The sequence below is a fragment of the Kribbella yunnanensis genome (assembly GCF_039529655.1).
In the GTDB taxonomy this organism is placed as follows: Bacteria; Actinomycetota; Actinomycetes; order Propionibacteriales; family Kribbellaceae; genus Kribbella; species Kribbella yunnanensis.
This window is the reverse complement of the sequence record NZ_BAAANF010000019.1, coordinates 1-23,990: the sequence shown is the minus strand read 5'-3', so window position 1 is coordinate 23,990 and position 23,990 is coordinate 1. Positions and strand designations below refer to the sequence as shown.

At 68.3% G+C, this 23,990-nt stretch carries 16 protein-coding genes; 5 read left to right on the top strand and 11 right to left on the bottom strand.

Annotated elements, in window-relative coordinates; translation table 11 throughout:
• Positions 1-2: 2 nt before the first annotated feature.
• From ABD231_RS29080 to ABD231_RS29065, 4 genes are all read right to left on the bottom strand, one after another.
• A complete protein-coding gene (locus ABD231_RS29080) occupies positions 3-1,346 on the bottom strand; it encodes an FAD-dependent oxidoreductase (RefSeq protein WP_344158821.1) in 1,344 nt (447 codons plus the stop codon).
• Between the two features lie 106 nt (positions 1,347-1,452).
• Positions 1,453-2,190: a peptide deformylase gene (locus ABD231_RS29075; protein WP_344158819.1), complete on the bottom strand. Its 738-nt coding sequence runs from the start codon at positions 2,188-2,190 to the stop codon at positions 1,453-1,455.
• 115 nt (positions 2,191-2,305) lie between these two features.
• A complete protein-coding gene (locus ABD231_RS42245) occupies positions 2,306-3,109 on the bottom strand; it encodes a sensor histidine kinase (RefSeq protein ID WP_425554220.1) in 804 nt (267 codons plus the stop codon).
• 694 nt (positions 3,110-3,803) lie between these two features.
• Positions 3,804-4,481 (bottom strand): winged helix-turn-helix domain-containing protein, encoded by a 678-nt coding sequence (locus tag ABD231_RS29065; protein WP_344158816.1) that lies wholly within the window; start codon positions 4,479-4,481, stop codon positions 3,804-3,806.
• Between the two features lie 114 nt (positions 4,482-4,595).
• Between ABD231_RS29065 and ABD231_RS29060 the strand changes: the two genes are divergently transcribed.
• Both ABD231_RS29060 and ABD231_RS29055 read left to right on the top strand, forming a co-directional pair.
• Positions 4,596-4,976: a hypothetical protein gene (locus ABD231_RS29060; protein WP_344158814.1), complete on the top strand. Its 381-nt coding sequence runs from the start codon at positions 4,596-4,598 to the stop codon at positions 4,974-4,976.
• A gap of 127 nt (positions 4,977-5,103) precedes the next feature.
• Positions 5,104-6,315, top strand: coding sequence for an MFS transporter (locus tag ABD231_RS29055; protein WP_344158812.1), 1,212 nt, complete (start codon positions 5,104-5,106; stop codon positions 6,313-6,315).
• A 2-nt stretch (positions 6,316-6,317) separates the two neighbouring features.
• Here the strand turns inward: ABD231_RS29055 and ABD231_RS29050 are convergent, their stop codons facing one another.
• The gene (locus ABD231_RS29050; protein WP_344158810.1) at positions 6,318-9,089 is read right to left on the bottom strand and encodes an AfsR/SARP family transcriptional regulator; all 2,772 of its coding nucleotides are present in this window, start codon (positions 9,087-9,089) and stop codon (positions 6,318-6,320) included.
• A gap of 134 nt (positions 9,090-9,223) precedes the next feature.
• On the opposite strand from ABD231_RS29050, the gene ABD231_RS29045 reads away from it, so the two are divergent.
• Both ABD231_RS29045 and ABD231_RS29040 read left to right on the top strand, forming a co-directional pair.
• Positions 9,224-11,989: an ATP-binding protein gene (locus tag ABD231_RS29045; RefSeq protein ID WP_344158808.1), complete on the top strand. Its 2,766-nt coding sequence runs from the start codon at positions 9,224-9,226 to the stop codon at positions 11,987-11,989.
• A gap of 54 nt (positions 11,990-12,043) precedes the next feature.
• A complete protein-coding gene (locus ABD231_RS29040) occupies positions 12,044-12,382 on the top strand; it encodes a hypothetical protein (RefSeq protein WP_344158806.1) in 339 nt (112 codons plus the stop codon).
• Here the strand turns inward: ABD231_RS29040 and ABD231_RS29035 are convergent.
• Positions 12,370-13,122 carry an SDR family NAD(P)-dependent oxidoreductase gene (locus ABD231_RS29035; protein ID WP_344158804.1) on the bottom strand — a complete coding sequence of 251 codons (753 nt, stop codon included), beginning with the start codon at positions 13,120-13,122 and terminating at the stop codon, positions 12,370-12,372. The two genes, ABD231_RS29040 and ABD231_RS29035, sit on opposite strands and share 13 nt — an antisense overlap.
• Before the next feature lie 79 nt (positions 13,123-13,201).
• On the opposite strand from ABD231_RS29035, the gene ABD231_RS29030 reads away from it, so the two are divergent.
• Positions 13,202-13,636: an Rrf2 family transcriptional regulator gene (locus ABD231_RS29030; RefSeq protein ID WP_344158802.1), complete on the top strand. Its 435-nt coding sequence runs from the start codon at positions 13,202-13,204 to the stop codon at positions 13,634-13,636.
• 447 nt (positions 13,637-14,083) lie between these two features.
• Here ABD231_RS29030 and ABD231_RS29025 read toward each other — a convergent pair whose 3' ends face one another.
• From ABD231_RS29025 to ABD231_RS29005, 5 genes are all read right to left on the bottom strand, one after another.
• Positions 14,084-16,645 (bottom strand): YfhO family protein, encoded by a 2,562-nt coding sequence (locus tag ABD231_RS29025; protein WP_344158800.1) that lies wholly within the window; start codon positions 16,643-16,645, stop codon positions 14,084-14,086.
• Positions 16,646-16,768: 123 nt separating this feature from the next.
• Positions 16,769-17,959, bottom strand: coding sequence for a type III PLP-dependent enzyme (locus tag ABD231_RS29020; protein WP_344158798.1), 1,191 nt, complete (start codon positions 17,957-17,959; stop codon positions 16,769-16,771).
• Positions 17,956-20,841, bottom strand: coding sequence for an MFS transporter (locus ABD231_RS29015; RefSeq protein WP_344158796.1), 2,886 nt, complete (start codon positions 20,839-20,841; stop codon positions 17,956-17,958). The genes ABD231_RS29020 and ABD231_RS29015 overlap by 4 nt, the downstream gene beginning before the upstream one ends.
• On the bottom strand, positions 20,838-22,457 hold the full coding sequence (locus tag ABD231_RS29010; protein WP_344158794.1) for an IucA/IucC family protein: 1,620 nt from the start codon (positions 22,455-22,457) through the stop codon (positions 20,838-20,840). Before ABD231_RS29010 ends, ABD231_RS29015 begins: the two co-directional genes overlap by 4 nt.
• Positions 22,454-23,650 carry an ATP-grasp domain-containing protein gene (locus ABD231_RS29005; protein WP_344158792.1) on the bottom strand — a complete coding sequence of 399 codons (1,197 nt, stop codon included), beginning with the start codon at positions 23,648-23,650 and terminating at the stop codon, positions 22,454-22,456. The genes ABD231_RS29010 and ABD231_RS29005 overlap by 4 nt, the downstream gene beginning before the upstream one ends.
• Between the last annotated feature and the right edge of the window lie 340 nt (positions 23,651-23,990).

Genomic DNA, 23,990 nt, shown 5'->3' with positions numbered 1-23,990 from the left:
GGCTACTCCGAAGTCGCCGCGCGGAGCATGTCTTCGCGCGGGACGACCTTGATGCGCTCGCGTCCATGCGGTTCGCCGAGGGCGATCTCGTGGGCGTCCAGGCGGGCCCAGCCGGCCGCGTCGACGATGACAGCGCCGTTCGCACGAAGGTGTTCGAGGATCGCGTCCGGGTCGGACTCCTCGGGGCTCGGCAGGGTGTCGATGTCGGCGAGCAAGCTGGTGATCGTCTCGGCCGCGTCGGACTTCGTGTGGCCGATCAGGCCGATGGGGCCGCGCTTGATCCAGCCGGTGACATACATGCCTTCGAGCGGTACGCCGTCCAGGTCGAGCACCCGACCGCGGTCATTCGTGATGACGCCGGCCTGGTGGTCGAACGGGAGCTCCGGCAGGTGCGACGACAGGTACCCGACAGCGCGATAGACCGCCTGCACCGGCGTATCGACGTACACGCCGGTCCCCCGCGCGGTGCCGTCACCCTGGAGCTCGGTCTTCTCAGTCCGCAGGGCCTCGACGCGGTCGGTGCCGAGCACCTCGACCGGCGCGTGGCACAGGTGGATGTGGATGCGGTGCGGTGCACCGGTCGGCTCGGCATCGAGGTGCTTGAGCAGGGTATCGACAACCAGTCGGGTGCTCTTGCTGGAGCTGATCGCGGCCTGGCTCGCCTCGTCGATCTCGAAGCCCTCCGGGTGCACGATCACGTCCACCGACGGCGAGTGCGACAACTCCCGCAACTCCATCGGCGTGAACTTGATCTGCGCCGGGCCGCGCCGCGCGAACACGTGGATATCCGTTGCCTGGTTGAGCTTCAGGCCCTGATACACGTTGTCGGCGATCTCGGTGCTGAGCTGCTCGTCGGCCGGCTTGGCCAGCATCCGCGCGACGTCGAGAGCCACGTTCCCCGCCCCCAGTACGGCGACCTCACGCGCCTCGAGCGGCCAATCCCGCGGTACGTCGGGATGTCCGGCGTACCAGGAGACGAAGTCGGCGGCACCGTGGTTGCCGCGCAGGTCGATCCCCGGGATGTCGAGCGGCCGGTCGGTGATCGCGCCGGTGGCGAAGATGACCGCGTCGTAGTGCCGCCGCAGGTCGTCCAGCTTCAGGTCGACGCCGTACGTGACGTTTCCGATGAACCGGATCCGCTCGTTCTTGAGCACCCGGTGCAGCGCCTTGATGATCTCTTTGATCCGCGGGTGGTCCGGCGCGACGCCGTACCGGACGAGTCCGAACGGCGCGGGCAGCCGTTCGATCAGGTCCACCTGGGCCCCAGGGTGCTCCTTGGTCACGATGTCGGCGGCGTAGATACCGGCTGGCCCGGCACCGATGACGGCGATGCGGAGATCCTTCACAACGAGCGCTCCAATGAGTTAGGTAGCCCTAACTTTAACGAGCGAATCGCCGGATCCCAGGCCGGTTCCAGCCCTTGAGATTTAATTCACAAGGAGTTGAGGTGTGCTAATCGAGGTCGAAGCCGAGGGCTTCCGCCGCGCGGGTGGGGACGGGGTCGGCCCAGTTGGCGCTGTAGTTGGCGGTCGTGCAGAGGGAACGGGTCTCGAGCTTGTCCACGTAGACCGTGCCCCGGAGGTGGTCGGTTTCGTGCTGGACGATTCGGGCCTGCCAACCCTCGAAGGTTTTGCGGTGGGATTCGCCGGCCGGGTCGAGGTACTTGGCGTGGACGGCGAAGTAGCGGTTCACCACGCCGGTGTAGCCGGGCATGCTCAGGCAGCCCTCGTAGAAGCCGCGACGTTTGTGCCCGGCTGAGCGGTACGTGGGGTTGATCGCCGCGAAGAACTCCAGCTTGTAGCGGTGCCGCGCTTCGGCGATCTCCGGTGGGACGGTGGCTGGATCTTCCAGTACGGCGATCTGCACCGGTACGCCGATCTGCGGCGCGGCCACGCCGACACCGGGAGCCGCTCGCATCGTCCGCTGCATGAGCGCGATGAACTCGGTCAGGACGTTGTCGTCCACCTGTCCGTCGAACGGTTCCGCGACCTGGCGCAGTACCGCGTCGCCGAGCGACACGATCGGGGCCACGCCACCGTCGCCATACTTGTCGACGAGTTCCTCGATCAGGTCCTTCACGGCACGCGCATCGGTCATCGTGTGGTTGCCAACTCCTGAGGCTGTCTGGACGGAACCGGCCAGCGGCAACGCCGCGGCACCGGTGAGCAAGGTACGCCGGGTCAAGGCCATGCCCACCATTCTGCCCGGTGTCCTCCGACGGACAGGACGTATAGACCTACTGCGCGCCGCCGGCACGCTCAACGGCGGCCGGTGTTGGCGCCGGGAGGGCGTATACGTCCTGTCGTTAGGAGGATGGGGCGAGCGGGAGGTGGAGGTTGAAGGAGGCACCGCCCTGGGGGGAGGTGGTGACGGTGAGGGTGCCGCCGTGGGCCTGGGCGAGGTCGCGGGCGATCGCGAGGCCGAGGCCGGCGCCGCCTTCGTCGCGGCTGCGGGCGTCGTCGAGGCGGACGAAGCGCTCGAAGATCCGGTCGCGATCGGCCTCCGGTACGCCGGGGCCGTCGTCCTGAACCTGGATCACGGCCTGGCCGCCGGTGGAACTGACGACGACTCGGACCTCTTGCCGGGTATGGCGTTCGGCGTTGTCGAGGAGGTTGCCGAGGATCCGGGACAGGCGGGTTTTGTTGCCTAGGACAACTGGTTCGGCGGTGAGGTCGAGGCGGGCGGTGCGGCCTTCGACGGCGTCGCGGACGAGGTCGGTGACCTGGATGCGTTCCGGGTCGGGGTGGTCGCCGGCGTCGAGGCGGGCGAGCAGGAGCAGGTCGGCGGCGAGGTGCTGCAGGCGGACTGTATCGGCCAGCAGTTCGTCGAGTTCGAGGAGTTCGGGGTGCGCGGCGGCTACCTCGAGTTGGGTGCGGAGGGAGGCGATCGGGCTGCGGAGTTCGTGGGAGGCATCCGCGACGAAACCGCGTTGCTGGGCTACCGAGGTTTCGAGTGCGGTCAGCGTGTCGTTTGTCGTTCGGGCTAGGCGAGCTACCTCGTCGCGGGAGTCGGGGACTGGGACGCGTCGGCGGAGGTCGCGGGCGGCGGTGATTCCGGCGAGCTCGGTGCGGATCGCTTCGACCGGGGCCAGTGCGCGGCGGGTGACCATCCAGGTGACCAAGGCAACGACCGCGAGCAGGAGCGGTAGTCCGATGAGCATCGTGCGGCTGACACTCGAAACCGCATCCCGTGCTGTCGCGAGCTCTGCGCCGGCCTGCACAGTTACGTCGCCACCACCGGCCGGGAGGGTCACCTTCAGCGCGGCAAACCGGTACTCCGCCGTCCGCCCGTCAACAGTCGCCGTACCCGTCGAGTACTCCGCATCCCCCTCAGCCACCCGACCGGGCTGAGGCTGCGGGGTGGACGTTTCATCGTCGTCGGGTTCGTCTCCTCCGCGCCCCCGCTCATCATCACCCTCGTTATCGTCATTCGTAACTGTTGACGAGGGGGTGGGCCGCGTCGCCGAGGAGGTGGCCGACGTGGTTGCGGGCTTGGGGTTGGCGGTGGGTGGTTGGACGGGTTGGCCGTTTAGCGCGGTTAGCTTTTCGCTGGCCGCTAGGACTTTGCCGGTGGCGTTGGTGATGCGGACTGGGCGTTCGTCGTCCAGGTCTAGCTTGGTGATGGGGGTGCCGCCTGCCAGTTGGCTGGCTAGTTGCTGGGCGGTTACTTCCGCCTGCAACTGGGCTTGGCTGGCTAGGTTGGCTCGGAGGAGGAGTACGACGGCCAGGCCGGCGATGACTAGGGCCACGGCGACCACTGCCGTTGCGGCGACTGTGGTTCGGGTTCGGAGGGAGCCGCGCATGTCAGCCGCCGTCCCGGGCTAGGCGGTAGCCGGAGCCTCGGACTGTGGTGATGGCCTTGCGGCCGAAGGGGGTGTCGAGCTTGCGGCGGAGGGCGCTGACGTAGACCTCGATGATGTTCGGGTCGCCGTCGTACGCCGCGTCCCAGACGTGATCGAGAATCTGCGTCTTCGAGACCACCTGGCCGGCGTTCGTGGCGAGATGCTCCAGTACGGCGTACTCCTTCGCGGTCAACTCCACTTCGTCGTCCCCGCGGAAGACTCGGTGCGCGGCCGGTTCGAGGCGGAGGTCGCCCAGCTCGATCACCGGAGCGGCACCGCGGGTTCGGCGGCGGAGGAGGGCGCGGATCCGGGCCAGCAGGACGACGTACGAGAACGGTTTGGTCAGGTAGTCGTCGGCGCCGGTGTCGAGTCCCTCGGCCTCGTCGTACTCGCCGTCCTTCGCGGTCAGCATCAGGACCGGGACCTCGGAGCCGGCCGCGCGCAGGTCGGCGCAGACGCGGTAGCCGTTCCGGCCGGGGAGCATGATGTCGAGCAGGATCAGGTCGTGTTCGCCGCTCAGCGCACGGTCCAGCCCGGTCAGGCCGTCGTACGCGACGTCCACCACGAATCCCTCGGCGACCAGGCCCTTCGCGAGCGAATTGGCCAGCCGTTTCTCGTCCTCGACGATCAGCAACCGCATGCCCCCAGCCTGACAGACCCACCTGAAGCCCGCTTCAGGTTCCTTCAGGACCGCTTCAGACAGGGTCGGCACTGTGGTGGTCGTCAAGGAGTTCCCCGACCGAAAGGCTGCCTGATGAAGCGCCTCGTACTGACCCTGACCGCCGCTGCCGTCATCGCCACCGGAGGCGTCGCCACCGCGTACGCCGTCCAGTCCGACGACAAGCCGGCCACCAGCCCGACGACCGGCGTACCGACCGGTTCGCTGACCGCCGCCAAGGCGGCCGAGCAGGCGGTGAAGGACGTCCCGGGTGGTGTCGTCACCGACGTCGACTGGGACGACAGCAAGTGGGAGCTGGACGTGCACACCACGGCCGGCTGGCGTGAGCTGAGCTACGACGCCAACGGCAAGCTCCTCTCCAACCGCCCCGACACCCACTCCGACGACCGCGGCGATGACCGGGGCAACGACAGCACCGACGACCACCACGACGACAAGGGCGGCGACGACAACTGACGTAACACCCCTCCCACGAGCCGGCCGAGCCCCTCGGCCGGCTCGTCGGCGCTCGGAAGGGGCTCGGAAGAGTTCGTACGGCGAGACGCCGCCGCACCATCCACCGCGAACGGATAACGTTTGCACCGTGTTCGACCGGCCCGAATCTGCACTGCGTGTCGTCGCCCGGTCGCCTTTCTACCGCGCGGCCTTCCTGTCATTGCTGATCGCCGGCATCGGGATGTCCGCCGCGACCCCACAGCTGACCCTGTTCCTGGTCCGTGACCTCGGTACGCCGCTCCCCGTGGCCGGCCTCTACTACGTCACCAACCTCGCCGCCCCGATCGCCGGCTACCTCCTCGGCCGCCTCTCCGACCGCAGTCACGACCGCCTCCGCCTACTCCGGATCTGCGCGCTCGTCGGCACCGCCGGCTGGCTGGCGATGGCATCGACGAACGCCGTCTGGCAGCCGTTCGTGATCAGCGTGGTCGTCCTCAGCATCGGCGGCGGCTCGATGGCGCAGCTCTTCGCCGCCTGCCGCGACGAACTCAGCCGTACGCCGACCCGCGCCGACAACCGCGTCGTCGCCACCGTCCGGATGGGCTTCACGATCGGCTGGATCCTCGGCCCGGTCCTCGGCAGCTGGTACGGCGGTGTGTTCGGCCTCCGCTCGTTGCTCGTGGCAACCGCGGTCTGTGTGTTCGCGCAGATCATCCCGTTCGGTCGCCAAACCGTCGAGCGCTTCCAGGCCGCACCGACCCGACGAGCCCCGGGCAAGCGCGAGATCACCCACATGCTGCCGCTGCTCGCGTTCACCACGGTCTGCGTGCTGGCGATGACCGGCGACACCATCAAGTTCGGCTACCTCCCGATCTACATGGCCGACGAGCTGCATCTCTCCGACGAGGTCCGCGGCGCGGTGATCGGGATCCAGCCGTTGATCGAGCTCCTGCTGCTCCCCGTCGTCGCCCGGCTCGCCGACCGGTTCGGCGGACTCCCGGTGATGACGGGCGGCGTCGTACTGGGTCTGTGCGGCAACCTCGCCTTCGCCACCAGCACCGGCGTCGGCATGCTCTTCCTCGGCCAAGCCCTGACCGCAGGTCTGTGGGCGTGTGTCGCGGCGATCGGCGTCTCGATCGCCCAGGACCTCTACCCCGAAGGCGTCGGTACGGCGTCAGGTGTCTTCCTCGGCGCGATCCCGGTCGGCTCCGCGATCGGTGGCGCGATCGGTGGTATCGGCGTCGCCGCGATCGGTCTTCCCCAGGTCTTCTTCGTACCGGCCGCCCTCACCACCCTGGCCGTGGCCGGCTTCGTTGCCCTCAGCATCCACACGACCCGGAGCAGCGCAACGCCGGCGTAAAGTCATCCGGTCAGTGAGTCGAGTAGTTCGTCGGCCAGTGCGGTCAGGGAGTCGTCCCGGCTCGCGGCGATCACCGCGTCCGCGTCGGCTCCCAGGGCCGACCGGGCGGTCTCCTCGACCAGGTCCCGCGCCTCCAGTTCATCGGCGATGATCAGCGGCACGCCCAACCGGATCCGTTGGGTACCGGCCACAGTCAGGAGTCGGAGCGCGGACCAATGCCGCCCGGCCGCCACCTCGAGACCTGCGACGAGCTCGACGATGTCGATGATCCCTTCGGCCAGATCGATCTCGCGATACAGGTGCAGCGCGTCTCGCAGGCGCTCGCGCGACCGGTCAAGGTCGCCGGTGCGTTGATAGACCAGACCGAGGTTGCCCAGCGTGCCGGCCAGGGCGCGGCGGTCGTCGGTCCGCTCCCAGAGGTCGACGGCTGTCTGGAGTCGTTCCTCCGCCTCCGCGAGCCGGCCCAAGCCACGCAGCGCACCACCGGTGACGTTGATCGCCGTCCCCACCAACCTGGGTTCGTCGAGGAACTCGGCCAGCTCGGTGGCGTTGTACGCCAACTCCAGCGCAGTCTCGAACTTGGCCAGGACCAGGTTCGAGATGCACAGCCCAACCAGCGTCGAGACACATCCCCGGTCGTCGCCGAGTGACCGGAAGATCGCGAGAGCCCGCTCACCGAGCGCCAGCGCACCGACCGCGTCGCCACTGTTCCGGGTCAGCGAAGCCGTCGCCCGGAGCGCGACCGCGCGGTCCCGCGGCGGCGCCTCCTCTTCGATCTCGAGGGCTCGATGCAGCCAGTCCCGCGCCTCCACGACCAAGCGGCCGTGGCCCCACCAGTACCACCAGGCCGGCGCCACGATGCCCAGCACCCGGTACGCCTCCCCCGGGGTTTCGAGCGACCACTGGACGGCCGACCGAAGATTCGCCTCTTCCTGGCTCAGTTCGCCGACCAGGAGTTCGTGGTCGCCGCCGCCGTACCGCTCGGTCCGGGCCGCGAGCGCCGCACACCAATCCGCATGCCGCCGGCGAATGTCCATTTCGTTGCCGTCCGCCACTAATCCTTCGAGGGCGTAGTCCCGGATACTCTGCAGCAGGCCGAAGCGATGACCATCGGGTTCGACGGTGATCGTGACCAGGCTACGGTCGTACAGGTCCGCCAGCAGCGGCGCGACGTCCGCGGCCTCGAGCTGCGGTTCGTTGCCGCAGACAACCTCTTCGGCAGCCTCCAGGGTAAACCCGCCGGCGAAGACCGCGACCCGATGCAGCAGCGCCTGCCCGAGTGGGTCGAGCAGTGCGCAGCTCCAGTCGATCGCTGTCCGCAGGCTGCTGTGCCGACCACCGGCCGACCGCGCGCCGCCGACCAGCAGCCGCAGCCGGTACTCGATCCGCTGCGCGATCTGCTGGACGGTCAGCGTCCGCGTCAGACCGGCGGCGAGCTCGATCGCGAGCGGGTACCGATCGACCGCCGTACAGATCGTGTCGACGAGCTCGGCGTCATCGTCCGATCCCACCTCGCAGCGCTCCTGGAAGAGCCGGATCGCATCGGCCCGGCTGAGAGGACCAACCGGCCGAACCTCCTCGGCCGAGACCCGGACCGGACGCTGCGACGTGACCAGCACCGAGACCCGATCCCCCTGCTCGGCAATGGCCGCGAGCAAGTCGGCGACCGGATCCAGAACATGCTCAGCACCATCGAGCACCAGCAGCGCGCCGGCCAGCCGGGAGACACAAAGTGCGAGCAGATCAGCCCCAGCACCGTCGCTTCGGGTTGCCGCCGCAAGACTCGGCAGTACGGCGTCGCCCCGCGCCAGGCGGCTGAGATCCAGCCAAACGACCGGGCGCCCCGGATGCGCGACCAGGTTCGCGACCTCCCGGGCCAACCGCGTCTTGCCTACTCCCGGACCACCGGTCAGTGTGACAACCGCCGGTTGGCGCAACCGATCCAGCAGCGCGGTAACCTCCGCGCCCCGGCCGATCATCGAGGTCCCCGTGTCCTCGGCAGGCCGGACATCCCGCGCGAGCAAGGACGGATCCTGGCGGAGCAGACGCAATTCGAGCTCGAGCGACGCCGGCGACGGGTCGATACCAAGCTGGTCAGCCAGCTCACGACGGAGATCGGCGACTCGCGCCAACGCCTCCGCCTGCCGACCCGCGCGGTACAGCGCGACGACGGACAACCCGACCAGCCGTTCGTTCAACGGATTGCGGCGCGCGAGCTGATCCACCTCGCTGACAGCAATGGTCCCAAGAGCCAGCTCCGCCTCAAGCCGATCGGTCAGCAGATCGAGGTGCAGACTCTCCAACCGCGCCGCCTCGGCAGCGCCGTACGGCGTCTCCCGAACGTCAGCGAATGCCGGCCCGCGCCACTGCGCCAACGCCGCAGCCGCGGCCCTCGCGATCCCGCCGGACTCCCCACTCCGCCGAGCGGCCCGGATCGCCAGCAACTCGTTCTCGACGGCCAACAGATCAGCCAACCGACCGCGCAGCGCATATCCATTCGGAGCGCGATGCACAGCGCCTGCGTGTGCCCCAAGCGCCTTACGCAGCCGATAGATCAGCACTCGAAGCCGTTCCGTCGGCTTGTCGACCTGACCCTCACCCCACAGATCGGCAGCCAGGGTCTCATCCGGTACGCCGTGACCACGCGCCAACGCCAACCGAACCAGCAACGCCCGCTCCAACGGCCGCTCGACGCAGAACGTCTCATCGCGGACTCGGACCTCGGTCGGCCCCAGCACCCTGATCTCGAACTCGCCATCCCCCGATGGACTCATGCTCAGCACTCCCCCCAGCTCAGCCTGGCGCTCTCGCATCTGAGCATGGCAGCGAGCGTGGTGTCCAGCACCCCAGTAAATCCCCCAGCAATCTGGGATAGGCCTAGACCTGCACCATCGGGCAGACTGGCACAGTGGGGACACGCGACCAGCTTCTCGAGCGTGATCTCGAGCAAGCGGCCATCGACGACGCACGGGTGGCATCAACCAACGGCCACGGCCAGATGCTCGTCGTACAAGGCGAACCGGGGATCGGGAAGTCGCGTCTACTGGCTCAGGTACGGCGACCAGGCCAGCGGCTGTTCACTGCCCGGGGCACCGAATTCGAGCAGAACGTGCCCTTCGGCCTGATCGGGCAATTGTTCGACCATGTCGTGCGCGACGCCGATGCGGAAGCACTCTCCGGGCCGGCTGCTCAGGCCGCAAGGGTCTTCGATCCGGCGGCCGGCGAGCATGCGGCGGCAAATTCGGAGCTGGCCGTATTGCACGGTCTCTACTGGTTGACGGCGAATCTCTGTGACGGTCCGACGGTGATCGTCATCGACGACCTGCAGTGGGCCGACCCGCCGTCGCTGCGCTATCTCACCTACCTGCTACCCCGCCTGCCCGCTCTGCCGTTGCTCGTCCTCGCGGCTGCCCGGAGCGGCCGGGACGCCGACAGGCCGGAGGTACTGCGGCTTCTGGCGGACTCTGGTGTTCGGGTCATCCGGCCCGGTCGGCTGTCGTCCGACGCGACGACCGCGTTGCTGGACAGCACATTCGGTCAGCCGTGTCAGCCGCGCTTCGCCCGGGACGCGTACGAGGCGACCCGCGGCAATCCCTTGCTGGTGCGGGCGCTGGCCGGCGCTCTGCTCGACAAGAAGGTTGCGCCCGTCGATCAGAACGCGCAGCTCATCCTCGCGCACGGACACCGAACGGTCGCGCACCTCGTCACCGCTCGGCTGGCAGCCGCCGGACCGGAGGCCACCGAGGTCGCGCGCTGTCTCGCCGTCCTCGGCCAGCGGGCCGCCGTACCGATCCTCCAGCAGCTGGCCGCTCCCGCCGCGGATGGTCTGGCCAGGCTGCAAGCGGCCGCGCTTGTCGAGGTCGACGCCGACCAGGTCACCTTCACTCACCCCTTGGTCGGCGCTGCCGTCGAAGCAACGATCGAGCCGAGCGAGCTTGGTCGACGGCAAGCGGCCGCCGCCAACGCGCTGCAGGCTGGGCGAGCGCCCGCGGAACATGTCGGCGCGCATCTCGTGAAAGCGCCACGCGGTCTGGAACCGGCAGCGATCGACTGGCTGCAGCGGGCGGCTTCATCGGCGTTGGCGCGTGGTTCGGTGGAAGGCGCGTTCGTGTTTCTGCGCCGTGCCCTGGACGAATCGCTGCCGGCCGATCAACGGCGCAAGTTGCTGATGACCGCTTCCGACCTTGCACTGCAGGTCGACCTCCAGACCGCCGCGGATCTGACGGCCGAGGCTCGGAGCCTGACTGCCGATCCAATCCAGAGAGCCCGGCTCGGACTGCAGCTCGGGCGAGCCCGCGGGTACCTGCTGGATCCCGCCGAGGCGTTCGCGGCGCTCGAGGAGGCGCGGGACGAGACACCCGATTCGGCCGAGGACTTGCGTCGGCAGATCGACGCGACGCTGCTAGTCGGAGTGTTCGTCGTACCGGGCCGGTTGCACCTGCAGGATCGCGTGCCTGAGCTGGCTGCACTGCCGAGCAGTGACGGCATCGGCGCCAAACTGTTGGCGGCCGTGATCGGTGCGCACGAAGCGGCTCAGTGTCTGCCGATCGGCGTCGAGCGGGCTGCGGCAGCGCTGGCCGACGGCGAGCTGATCCGTACGTCGAACGGCGAGGGACCGCTGGTCTGCGGCTGGTTCACACTGCTCGCAGCCGACGAGCGACTCGCACTGACCAGCCTGAACGAGGCGGTCGCACAGGCACATCAGAACGGCTCAGTGCGATCGCTGGCCGCGGCGTACTGCTTCCGGGCAGCGGGCCACCTCTGGTCCGGTCAGCTGAGCGATGCAGAACAGGATGCCCGCGAGGCACTGGAGTTGGCGCGCACCGGTCGGGTCGATATGGATCCCAGCTTCGCCGGTGCGTACCTCGCCTGGTCACTCGCTCATCGCGGCGACCTCCCGGCTGCCGAGGCGGCTCTGCGCCAGGTCGGCGTCCCGTACGGCGGTGTGCCCGACCGGCCGGTGTACTACGCGCTGACGGCGTGGGCCGAGGTCCTGCTGCTCAACGGTCGACACAACGAGGCACTGGCCACGGCCAAGCGGGCTCGCGAGATCTGGCAGACATTCGGCTTCGCTAACCCGGCCCTGGCGTCATGGCGTTCGGTGGCCGGGCTCGCGGCTCATGCGCTCGGCGATCGGGCGACAGCGATCGCCGTACTGACTGAGGAGCTTGAGCTCGCCGAGCGATGGCAGGGTGCTCGCGCGTTAGGACGTGTACGGCGCAACCTCGGGCTGGTGCTCGGGGATGGCGAACTGCTCGCAGCATCGGTGGCCGGGCTGACGGATAGTGCGGCCAAGCTCGAGCTGGCGGCATCACTTCTCGAGTACGGCGCCCACCTGCGCCGTACCGGCCAACGGATGGAGGCGCGCGATCTCCTGAGCCGCGCGCTCGATCAGGCCGAGGCGTGTGGGGCCGTGCCCCTCGCCGAGCGGGCCCGCGCGGAGCTCACCGCGGCCGGCTTCCGACCGCGACGCAACCGGCTGACCGGGCGGGCCGCCCTGACTGCGAGCGAACTGCGCGTCGCCGAGCTGGCCGCGGCCGGGGCAACGAACCGGGAGATCGCGCAGGACCTCTTCCTGACCGTGAAGACAATCGAGCTGCACCTGTCCAGCACCTACCGCAAACTCGGCATCTCCAGCCGCGGAGCGCTCAAGGGCGGCCTAGTAGCGAGCTAGCGACTGCCCTTTCGGACCTGGGATCACGGCCTCGGGTCTCGTAGGTTTGCGCTCATGATCGGGTTGGCGATTGCCGTCGCGTGGTTGGGGTTCGTGTTGCACAACGTGGCGGATTTGCCTGGGCAGACGTTGCTCAGTGCGGAGACGCTGTTCCCATCACTCGTGTACGTCGCCCTGATCGGCGTACTGCGCTGGTCGGCGTGGCCGTTGTTCGGCTGGGCGGTGCTGAACGGGGTCGGCGGCGGCCTGCTGAGCGTGCTGCCGTTCCCGTTCCTGCCGTTCGATCCGGTGCAGAGCTTCAGCCACTACTCGTTCCACGTCATTTATGCAGCGACTCAGATTCCGCTTGCTGTGCTGACGTTTCGGAGAGCAAGGCAGCCTCAGGCGTTGTAGCCGCCGTGGGCGTCGAGAACGGCGCCGGTGATGTAGGAGGCGGCCGGGCCGGCCAGGAAGCCGATGGCGGCAGCGATTTCGTCGGGCTCGCCGAAGCGCTGGATGGCCAGCATGCCGAGCAGCGGCTTCAGTGCCTCGGGGTCCGGGTTCATGTCGGTCAGCATCAGGCCGGCCTCGACGATGTTCGCGGTGATGCCACGAGGGCCGAGGTCGCGGGCGACGCCGAGTGTGTAGCGCTCGATACCCGACTTGGTCGCACCGTAGTCGGCCACGCCGGGGACACCGACGCGGCTGCCGAGTCCGGAGCTGATGGTGACGATCCGGCCGTTGTCGCGGAGCACCTTGACCGCGGCCCGGATGACGGCGATCACGCCGAGGTAGTTGACCGCATGCATCCGGTCGAGGGCCGCGGTGTCCACGTCCGGGTCGTCGACCGTGCGGCCCTGCTCGACCCCGATGGCCGCATTGTTCACCAGGATGTCGAGCCCGCCGTACGCGGCGACGACCTGGTCGATCAGTACCGGCGCCTGACTCGCGTCGGCGTGATCGACCTGGAACGCGACCGCCTTCGCCCCGAGCCCCTGGACCTCGTCGACCACCGCCTGCGCCCGAGCCGCGGAACTCACATAGGTGAACGCGACATCCGCGCCCTGCCCAGCCAGCAACCGCACCGTCGCGGCGCCCAGCCCACGCGACCCTCCGGTGACCAGCGCGACCTTGCCCGCCAATGCCTTGCTCATATCCAGCTCCTCTGTCGTAACAAATGTGGTTACTTCAACCTCAAGGTAACATACTTAGTTACGACAGCAAGGGAGGACCATGAGCGCGAACAGCAGGCTGACCATCGCGGCCCACGCACTGGCCTGGATCGGCCTGTACCAGCGCCAGGGCCACGAGGTCGCCACCTCGGAACAGATCGCCGGCAGCGCGAACACGAACCCGGTCGTGATCCGCCGCCTGCTCGGCGAACTCCGCACGGCCGGCCTGGTCGAGTCGCGCCGCGGCCTCGGCGCCGGCTGGTCACTGACCCGCGACCTCAAGGCCATGACACTGCTCGACGTGTACGACGCGATCGAACCCGGCCCGCTGTTCGCCCTACACCGCGCCGACCCCGACCAGGGATGCGTCATCGGCCACGGCATCCAACCCGCCCTGCAAGACATCTACGCCGGCATCAACACCACCGTACGCACCGAACTAAGCAAGACCACCCTCGAACACGTCCTCCAGGCAGTCCTAGCAGTCCCCCGCTAGCCGGCCGAACCGGAGCCGTGGATGCCGACGCGGCCCCCGCCCCCACCGCATTTGACCGGATATCCGCTTGAACGCACCCTTCTCCGCTCAAATTTTCAGGGGAGAAGGGACCACATGCGGGGAGATCCCCTCAAATGCGCCACCGCGGGAGCCACTGCACGAGCCGGTACGACGTTGGGCACGGGTCAACCACGTGCGCGCCCGGAAGGTGGTTGATCGGTGCTCAAGGTGCGGTGGTCGGGCGACTTTGAGCACGGTTCAACCGCTTCGGCGGAGCTCGTGTGGTTGATCGGTGCTCAAGGTGGCGCTCGACGGCGCGATCGCCGTGACGTCCGGAGGCGGGCTCTCCGATCGTCCGGAGGCGGGCTCTCCGATCGTTCGGACGTTGGCTCGGGGCGGTGGTTAACGTCCGAACGCCCGGAGACCAGCCCTCCGATCCTTCGGACGTTAGGCGGGTGGGGCCGCGGTGAGGCGGCGGCGGCGTCGGCTGAGGAGGAGGAGTGTGGCTACGGTTAGGAGGAGTGTGGCTAGGCCGGCGGCGCCGACTAGGAGGCCTAGGCGGAGGCCGGCTGGGTGGTAGACGCAGGAGACCTTGGTGGCGGAGGTGCCTACTGGCATGGCCATTAGGCCGGCCATCTGGGTTGGCTTGCGCCAGGGCTGGTTGTCGATCTGGCAGCGCCAGCCTGGGGTTCGGACTACGCCCATCACGACGAGGCCGCGGGTGCCGGGGTTGAGCTTGGTGTCGATGCTGTGGCCGCCGACGTGTACCTCGGCGGGCTGGCTCTGCCGAAGGGCGTTGACGGCGGCATCGAGTTTGGTCCGGTCCAGGCAGCCGATCGGGCGGGCCGGCAGGTTCGTTGGCTCCGGCACGCGGAGTTTCACGTCGACCAGACCGCTGGGTCCCGCCGTACTGACTCGACGGATCGGTGCACCGCGGAAGATACCGGGTCGCTTCGCGCCCGTGGTCAGGCTGATCGTCCACTTGCGTCCGTCGACGAGGACATCGCCGACGAACTCGGGCCCGAACAGGTACACCTCGTCACCCGGTCGGCAGCGTGCGGTGAGGCGGAACTCGCCCGCCTTCTCCAGACCCGTTGGGTGGTTGATCGTTAGCACGCCCGGCCGCTTGTCGCTGACGGTGACCGGCGAGCCCTCGTCGACGTACGCACGCAGCTTCGGGGTGGTGTAGACGCCCGCGCCGAGCGCAGTCTCCTGCAGACCGTACGGCGCTCCGAGCTGTGAGACCCACGGTTTCAGCGGGCGGACCGTGACGAACGGCGCGACCTGGCTCCGCGCCAGCTGCAGGTCCCCCGTGGGGCTGAGCGTCAGCCGCGCACCGACCGAGAAGACCGCGTCGACCACCGGGTTGACCGGGTCGACGATGGATCGCCCGAATGCCGAGTACCCGAAGCCGAGGTTGAGCAGCTCCTGGGTGAGCTCGTCCGGAATCGTCGAGCTGTAGTACTCCGGTCCCTCACCGCCGATCAGCATCGGATCGTTGACGGTGGTGAACGCCCCGGGCGCGACGCGCTGCCGCGGCCAGTCGTTGTCCCCCATCACCAGCGCGCGGCTGGTCTCCTGCCGGGCAGCCCAAGCACGTCCGGTGTGGTACTTCTCGCCGCGATGCGCCTCGATCGCGTACGACGACGCGCCCGTCTCGACCAGCACCGCGGTGACGAGCACCGCCGCGGCAATCCGCCGTACCGGCAGTTTCGGCTTCCGCCGGAGGACGATCCACACCAGGATCGCCAGCACCCCGACCACCGGTACGGCGAACGCTGTGACCGCGGTCGACGTCCAGTTGTTCCACGCGAAGGCGTACAGAGCCGCGACGAAAACGGCCGGTATGACGACTGTCGAGACCTGCTTGATCCCGGTCGCGACCGACATCCAGCCCGCGATCACGATCAGCCCGGCGATCACGAACGCCTGCCGGAACGGGTTGCCGTTCGGCGCGTCGAAGCCGTGCCAGACCTCGTGGGTGATGGTGATCTGCATACTGCCGATCGCCAGCAGGATGGCCAGCGACCAGACGATCCGCTCGCGGAGTGCAATCTTCCAGTTGAAGGGGAAGCTCAGCGCGAGGAGCAGCATCAGGGTGCCGACGGCCAGCCCCGGGGTCTTCCCGACTCCCTCGGTTCCCGGCAGCAGCCGGCCGAAGAAGTACAGCCAGCCGATCGGGTGGAAGGTCTCGTCCGGACTTGGCCGCGCGTACCCGACCGATTTGAAGGTCGGCACCAGCAGCGGCGCCGACAGCGCGATCCCGATCACGACCACGATCAGGCAGCGCACCGCGCCACCGATCCGGCGCAGCCAGGCACCGCCCTCGGGATCACCCAGGACCCGCGCGATCACCACGATCGCCGCACCGAGCGAGGCCATGTAGACGGTGTAGAAGTGCGAGTACCAGAACAACGCGATGACGAACGGCGAGACGATCATCGACGGCAGCGATCGCGATTGCCAGACCCATTCGCAGAGCAGGCAGATCACCGGGAACGCAATCAGGCCGTACAGCCAGCCGGTCATGTAGCCGCCGTCGTCGAACGCCCACCCGCAGGTGGCGTACGAGATTCCGGCCAGCGCCGCCAGCCAGGCCGGGCCACTCGGGCGCAGCTTGCGCAGGTACGCCGTCATCGCTGCCGCCGCGCAGGCGATCGCGGTCGCGGAGATCACGTACAGCGCGAGGTCGATCTTGTCCCGCGGGAACAGCAGCACGATCCACGACAGCGCGGCCCCGTTGTAGGCCATGAAGTCGCCGATGTACGGGACGCCGTACCCACTCGACCAGTTGAAGAAGAAGTCGCCCGGCCCGGTGCCGGTCAGGATGTCGCGCAGGTGGGCGTGCATCGGGATGAACTGCTGCCCGAGGTCCAGGATGTTGCGCGGGATCGACCCGAACGGGTAGCTGCCGCGGACGATCCCGCCGGCGATGTACGCCGCCGCCGCGGCCAGTGCCGCCAGCGGTACCGCCAACCACTCGCGCCCTCGCCCCCGGGCTGCCGCCATCAGTTCATTCCCTCGCTCGTGACCCCGCAACGCCGTCCGACCTTATCTGAGAGCCCGGGCGAGGGATGAAAGTTGCCCTGTACAAGCAGGTTGTTCCTTTTCGGGAACCCGCGGTAGACCGGTTCAGATCCAGTAGAACCCTGGATGCGGATGCATCAGGAACTCGTGATGCGAGATGTTCCAGGCATACGCACCCGCCATAGCAAACACCACCCGGTCCCCGGCCCGGAGCACCGGGACCGGAATTCCCTGTGCCAGCAGGTCTTTCGGCGTACACAGCTGACCGGTCAACGACACCGGTCCGGACACCTCCGGCCGCGGCCAGGGATGCGACCACTCATCGACTGGTACGACGGCGAACGGCTGATCGTGGCCTTTCGTCGCCGGTGTCCGAAGGTGATGTGTACCACCCCGGACGACACCGAACGGTTCCCCTTGACTGAGTTTCACGTCCAGGACCTCGGTCGCGTAGAACCCGCAGTACGCCGTAAGTGCGCGCCCGGGCTCGATCCGAAGCCGCAACTCCGGTCGTCGGTCGAGCAGCTTGCGCAAACCGTCGCCGAACTCGGCCCAGTCGAAGCGCGCCGCCGGGTCGGCATAGTCGACCGCCATCCCGCCACCGACGTTCACCTCGTCGAACCGCAGACCGTGCCGCCCCGCTAGTGCGGCCGACCAGTTCACGATCTGCTCGGCCACCGCCAGGTGCTCGGCCGCACTCAGCCCACTGCCGAGGTGCGCGTGGATCCCGCGCAGCCGGAGCTGCCGGCCCATCGGTCCACCCAGCAACTCCAGAGCCTGCGGTACGGCGGCCGGGTCGAGCCCGAACGGACTGGGCTTGCCGCCCATCGCCAGCGCGACCGACTCCAGCGAGCCCTCCACCACCGGCACGTTCACCCGCAGCAGTACGTCGAGCTGCTGCTCCGGCGTACTGCTCAGTGCTGACGCCAACTGGTAGAGCTCCTGCACGCTCTCCAGATGCCACCGGTGGACGCCGGCCTCGACCGCGGCAGCGATCTCGGCCGGCGTCTTGCCCGGTCCACCGAAGGCGAGCGGCGCGCCGGGCGCCATCTGACGCACGTGAGCCAACTCACCCGCACTGGACACCTCGAAGCCGTCGACCGCATCCCGCAACGCCTCCAGTACGGCGGCGTCCGGGTTGGCCTTGGCTGCGTAGTACAGCTCGACCTCTGTCGGCAGCGCTGCTCGAACCATCGCCGCGTGCGTTCGCAGCGCACCGAGGTCGTAGACGTAAGCCGGCAGCGCATCGGCCGGCAGACCGGCCACGAACTCGCGGACGTTCGGAGTTACGGTCACCGCTCACCAGCCGCCGCCGCCAGCACGGACTCGGCAAGCGGCGACGGCAGCCGAACGTAGCCGGCGCTCCGGTCCGGCAGCCGGCCCCAACGAGTCAGCATGTTGGTTTTCGCGGGCAGCGGTACGCCGGCCAGTAGTGCGGCCAGCAGCGGCGGGCAGCCGTTCTGGTCGGCGTACTCGGCGATCACGGTCCGCACCTCGGCCCACAACCGGCTCTCGAGCGCAGGGCTCAGGTCGGCGACCGCAGCGAGCAGGTCCGACACATGGTTCACCAGCAGGCAGTAGACAACCCGGTCCCAGCCACGCTGAGCGTCGTACGTCATCGGACCGGCGACATCCGCCGGCAGACCCGCGAGCGTCTCGGTGTGCAGCTCGTCGACGAGCTTGGTGCCTTCCAGATCGCGGAAGAGCACCTGCACCGGCTGGTTGTTCGCGTCGACTCCGATCAGCACGTTCTGGAGGTGCGGCTCCAGAACCACACCATGATCGAAGTACGCCGCCAGCACCGGCGGAATCAGCAGCCGTAGGTACGCCGCCCACCAGGACACGATCTCGGCGTCGTCGGCTCCGTCGAGCAGGTGCGAGATGTGCGCAGAGCTGGTCGCGTACTCATCCGCAACCGCACCTGCCATCAACGGCGTCACACCAGGACGCAGTACGTCGTTCAGCCCGGTGCGCACGATCAGCCCGAACCCCTCGTAGACCGCAACATCGGCAGCACCGTCCGCACCCGGCAGAGCGAGCGTGCGGAACGCGGGCTCCCGCAGTACGGCGGCACCTGGGAAACGAGCCGCGAGATCCGCCAGCACGGGTGCGAGCAGCCGAGTGAGCGCGACCGCACCGGTCATCTCGTACGCCGCGTTCTTGCGCAGGCAGTTGGTGATCCGGATGTTCAGGCTGAACTTGAGGAACGCATCCGGACCGGACAGCGTGCGGACCGAGGAGGTCGCCGTGAACGGAACACCGCCGGTCCCGAGGTCGATGACGTCGCCGCGTTCGACCGCGGCCTGGAACAACGGGTTGTCCCGCATCATCGAGAACTGCCACGGGTGGGCCGGCAGCAACCGATAACCGGCCGGAACCTCACGCAGGTTGTCGACCAGCGCGGTGATCTCCGGGTCGAGGCTCTCCTCGGCGAGCAGCTCCGCGCGGACCGCGAGGTAGCGCAACTGGAACGCGGCCCGCGACTCCGGCCCGTACGCGGCCCAGTCGTCGCGGTTCTCGGTCCGGGCCTTCGGTGCGGGGTGGAAGCGGTGCCCGAACAGCATCGCCTGCTCGGACTCGAGGAACCGGTCCGCACCAGCAGGCCGGGTCCGGGTCAGCGCGCGGGTGACACCTTCGTGGCTGGACTCGATCTGCGGCAGAAACTCCTCGTTTTCAAAACCACTGCGCAGGGCGAGCTCACGTCGTACAAGGTCGGCGAGCTCGTGCCAGGTCAGCTCGGCGCCACTCTCGTCGTACACGGGCCCTCTGAAGCGATGCGCTCCGATCAACGCCGTACGGCGAAGCTCCACGCGCAGGACGACTCCCGCGCGTGGCAGGCGCAGCAGCAGCCAGCCGTCGTCGACAGCGCTCTGATGCTCCGGACCGGAGAGCTCGCGCAGCAGGCAGTTCAGCAGGGTGTGCGCGACCACATGGTCGGCGCGCGGTACAGCGGTCGCAGCCGGGGGAAGGGACTGCATGACTGACATATGTGACTCCGAAGTCGTACGGGGACGAATGAGCAACGTGGCGGAAACGGCTGTGACCAAGGCGGCAACGGTTCCGATCAGCACCGGCGCGGCTGCGCCGAACGCACTGTTCGAGACAGCAGCGACGGCGCCGGCGGCGACCGCTCCGCCCTTGGAGAAGAATTCGACGGTACCGAACATCCGGCCGGGCGCGCGCCCTCGCGCCGCGTCGGCGGCCAGAATCGACAGACACACCAGACCGAGCGTCAACCCGATACCGAGCAGTACTCGCGCGATGACGAAACCAGGCAGGGTCCGGACCACTGCGTGCGCAGCCAAACCGACGGCGACGAAGCCGAATCCGGCCGCGAGCCCACCGCGCGGATGATCCCGGAAACGTCTGTGCACACCACTCGCCAGCACGAGATAGCACAGGTGCGGCAACGCGAACAGCACGCCGGCGACCGCGCCTGAGGTATCAGGCATCCGCTGCTCGATCAGCGCGATCAGGTACGGGAACGAGATGATCGTCGCGAACACGAAGCCGAACTCGAAGAAGTAGAGCAAGCGCAGGGTCCGCGGCGAGGGCGGCGGCTGTTGCGGCACTACCTGCTTTGACGCGGCCGGGTGGTCGGGCTCGGGCAGGAACACGAGCAGTACGGCGGCGGCCAGCGGCAGCACGGCCATGAGCAGGTACTGGCGATGCGGCGACACCCATGGGCTGAGCGAACCGACCAGGATCGGCGCGACGACCAGTGCCGCCCGGGCACTCCCCTGCATCAAGGTGAGTGCCTTCGACAACCGATCGCCGGTCAGCGCCGCGGCCAGATAACCGTTGCTGGCGGCAAACGTTCCCCCGAGGAAGCCCTGGAGGACGAGCGCCAACGTGAAGGCCGGCAGACTGTTCGCGAACCCGGCCACGAGGAAGGCGATCGACAGCCCGAGCTGCGCGCGGAGCAGCAGCCGCTTCCGCCCGTAGCGGTCAGCGAGCCGACCCCAGAACGGCGCACCAAGCGCGCTGAAGACGGTCGGAACGACGTACAGGAGACCCGCCCAGCTGCCGGTCGGGTCGCCGAGCGACGGCAGGATCTCGGTCAGGTACGGCGGCAGTCCGAGCGCGGCGAACGAGGCCACGAAGTAGCAACCGGCAATCGCCGGGACGTGGGCTCGACGCGGTGGTGCAGTCGGTGGCGTTGCAGTCAGTACGCTCACTGCGCGAGTCGCAAGTAGTTGGGCCCGGTCGTGTAGTGCTTGTTGATATCGGCGGCGCCGGAACGCTGCTTGCTCAGCAGAGTGCCCGCGGTGACCATCGCCTTCACCGGCAACCGGTCGGCGTCCAGCAGGTCGGCTCGCAGCGAAGCGCCGTCCGGACCGAGCCGGTCGATGGCCTCGGTCAGGCGGGTTCGCAAGATGCCGAGCATGTCCTTGTCGGCCAGCGCGAAGGCGAGCGAGGCCGTGCACAGGTGAACGGTGATGGTGGTGAAGAGGTCGGTCAAGGCCCGATCGTCATCCCCGAACATCCGCGGATCGGTGAACTCCCCGCGATCCGCACAGCGCTGTCGGTTGATGCGAAGACCATCATTGTCCTTGTACAGCAGGCGAATCCGCGTCACGCCATCCACCCGGTCGAAGATCACCGAGGTGTTCTGCTGATGCGATTCGAGTGCGATCCCGTAGCCGAAGAGCGTCGTCTGCCAATCCAGCAGCAACGTGACGAAGGCGTCGTACAGGTCGAGAACGTTGCCTTCGTAGAAGCGGTCGGCGAGGTGGTCGATGACCCGACGCCCGCTCGGCGCCTGCGCGGCGAAGGCGGCCAATGGGACGACGAGCGCGTCATCCAGATCCTCGGGATAACGACGGAGCAGTACGGCGAACAGTTCGTGACCGCTCTCGTAGTACATCTGCTCGTCCGCGTTCAAGATCGTGGTCAGGAACCGGGGTTCGTGCGCGATCACCTCGTGCATCAACCGCTCCCCCGCGGCGCCGTCGACGAGCACCCCGGCCTTGATCGTCCGCCGGTTCCGGGCACCGAGCGTGGCGGTTGCCAGAGGCAACTTCAGGTGGAAGCGCGGGTCCTGGACGACCGCCACGGTCCGGGTCGACAGCGTCGGTACGACGTCGAGGTACGGAATCGGACCGAGGATGCCGTCGACCACTTCGGTCAGCGGATGGATCGGAAGGGTCGTGTGGTCGGTCAACTCCGGCAACCCGATGTCGGCGGTCGTCGGCCACCACTCCGGCCAGTCGGCCTTCGCGGGCCCCGGTACGGCGACCCACCGGAGCTGGAAGGTCGGGTGGAACTCGGGGGTGTACGCCCTGACCTGCGCCGACGTCAGCCCGATCCGCCCACGCGCGGTCGGATAGACCGGGTGATCGAGGAAGGCGGCCAACGTGTCGAACGCGAGCGAGCCGCCGAGACCAGTCCAGTCGGTCGGATCATCGCCGTACCGCTCCGCAAGACCGGCCAGGACATCCCCCTGGACCTCGTCATGCAACTCCATCGTGGCGAGCGTCTGCCGGCACTCGTCCGCGAACGTGTCGTACCCGCCGCGATCCTCGGGATCGGCCAACTCCCGCAGTACGGCGAGGATGTCGTCGAGCGTGGTCAGCTCCGTGCCGTTGACCTCGAGCAGCGGCCGGCGAGCGCCGTACTCGGCCTGGAAGTTGTCCGCGGCAACTGCTACGGCCAGCAAGCGACCGCCGAGTTCCAGCTGGATCCAGGGCCCGTCATCCATCGCGACCAACAGGCCGCGAGTGCGCAGACCGAGCACGTCTTCCCGGATCAGCGTCGAGAGAACCCGAAGTGCCAACGTCGAAGCCGCGCTCACGGCTCGATCGTCCAGACGTTTTCGGCCACGAACTCCTGCGCGATCCGCTGCAGCGCTGCCTGATCCGGGCCAATGCCCTGGATGACGCCGAGGTAGTCGCGATTGGTGCGGTAGTACGGATGCTCCGCGCCGACCTCGCGGAAGGTCCGGTACGAGAGCGCGATGCCGTCGACGGTCCGATCGAACGGCTCCGGCGCCGCGGTCAGCGTCCCGGCCCGGTCCGCGCAGATGTAGAGGCTGTACGACGTCTGCCCGGTGCGGGCGCCGAGATCCGCGGGAAGCGGTTCGCCGAGGTGGACCCGCAGCACGTGCTCGAAGTACGGGACCCCGAGGATCTGTTCGAGCGCGAGGTCCATCCGGTCCCCGATCGCGCGGTAGTTGACCTCGATCAACCGGGCTCGCCCGTCGGCCTGCACGACAAACTCGGTATGACAGGCACCGAACCCGACCCCGAGCGCGTCGAGCTGGGCAAGCACCTGATCCGTGATCGCACGCGGATGCTCGACGAACTCCAGCGACAACTCGATGAACGCCGGCGGCTCGGAGATCGCCGTACGGAAGCCGCCGATCACCTGACGACTCGCGCCGTCGCCGAGCGTCTCGAGAGTGCGCAGCTCACCGGCCAGAAACTCCTCGACCAGCAGTACGGCGCCCCGCCGGCGCTCTTGAACCTCCGCGGCGAACCGGGTCAGACCGTCGAGGTCCTCGACCAGCACGACGTCCTCACTCGCAACGCCCTCCCGGGGCTTGACCACACACGGGTACGGGACGTCCGCCAGCGTGGCCGGGTCCTGCCCCGGCGCGAGCTCGGCCGCCCACACCGTGTCGAGACCGGCGGCACGCAGACAGCGCCGAGCCTCCGCCTTGTTCTTCGCGCGGTACGCGGCCTGCCAGTCCTTGCCCGGCAGACCGAAGTACTGAGCAGCCAGCGCGGCCTGCGCCTGCAGGTGATCGCTGTTGGTGAAGACCGCGACCGGCGCAGGCCCTCGCGAGAGCTCACTGATCACCTCCCGGAAGTCCCGCACCGCACACTGCCGAAACTCAGGTGGACACGGAAGGCCCTTGTAGGCCTCGCGATGCGCGACGACGTCGTCGGTCAGCACGGTCACCTCGAGACCGAGCCGCGCAGCCGCCGGCAAGAACCCTTCGGTGACGGAGTCGGTCGGATTGAGGGCGAGCAGGTACAGCCGCATACCCCCGATCTTCTTCGGTAAGGCTACCCTTAGTCAATCCGACCGACGAGACCTCCGTCACGCCCCTTGCTCAGCGCAACGTGCTCAGCGCACCTTCGGGAAGTGGCGGCGTCGAATGTGACGCCCGTGCCGCCCTCCATCGTTTACCGGCGACAATCTCCCCCCACTCGCACGATGGCTTCAGTCGCGGCCGCACGGTGGCTTCGGTGGTGGGCGCACGGTGGCTTCGGTCGCCGCTGACCTGGCCGAGTCCCGACTGTGACAAGCGGGTCGCCGGAAAGCGGGCGGATTCAGGTGGTTGTCGCAACACTGCGGTTCGGATAGGGATTTGAGAGTAGCT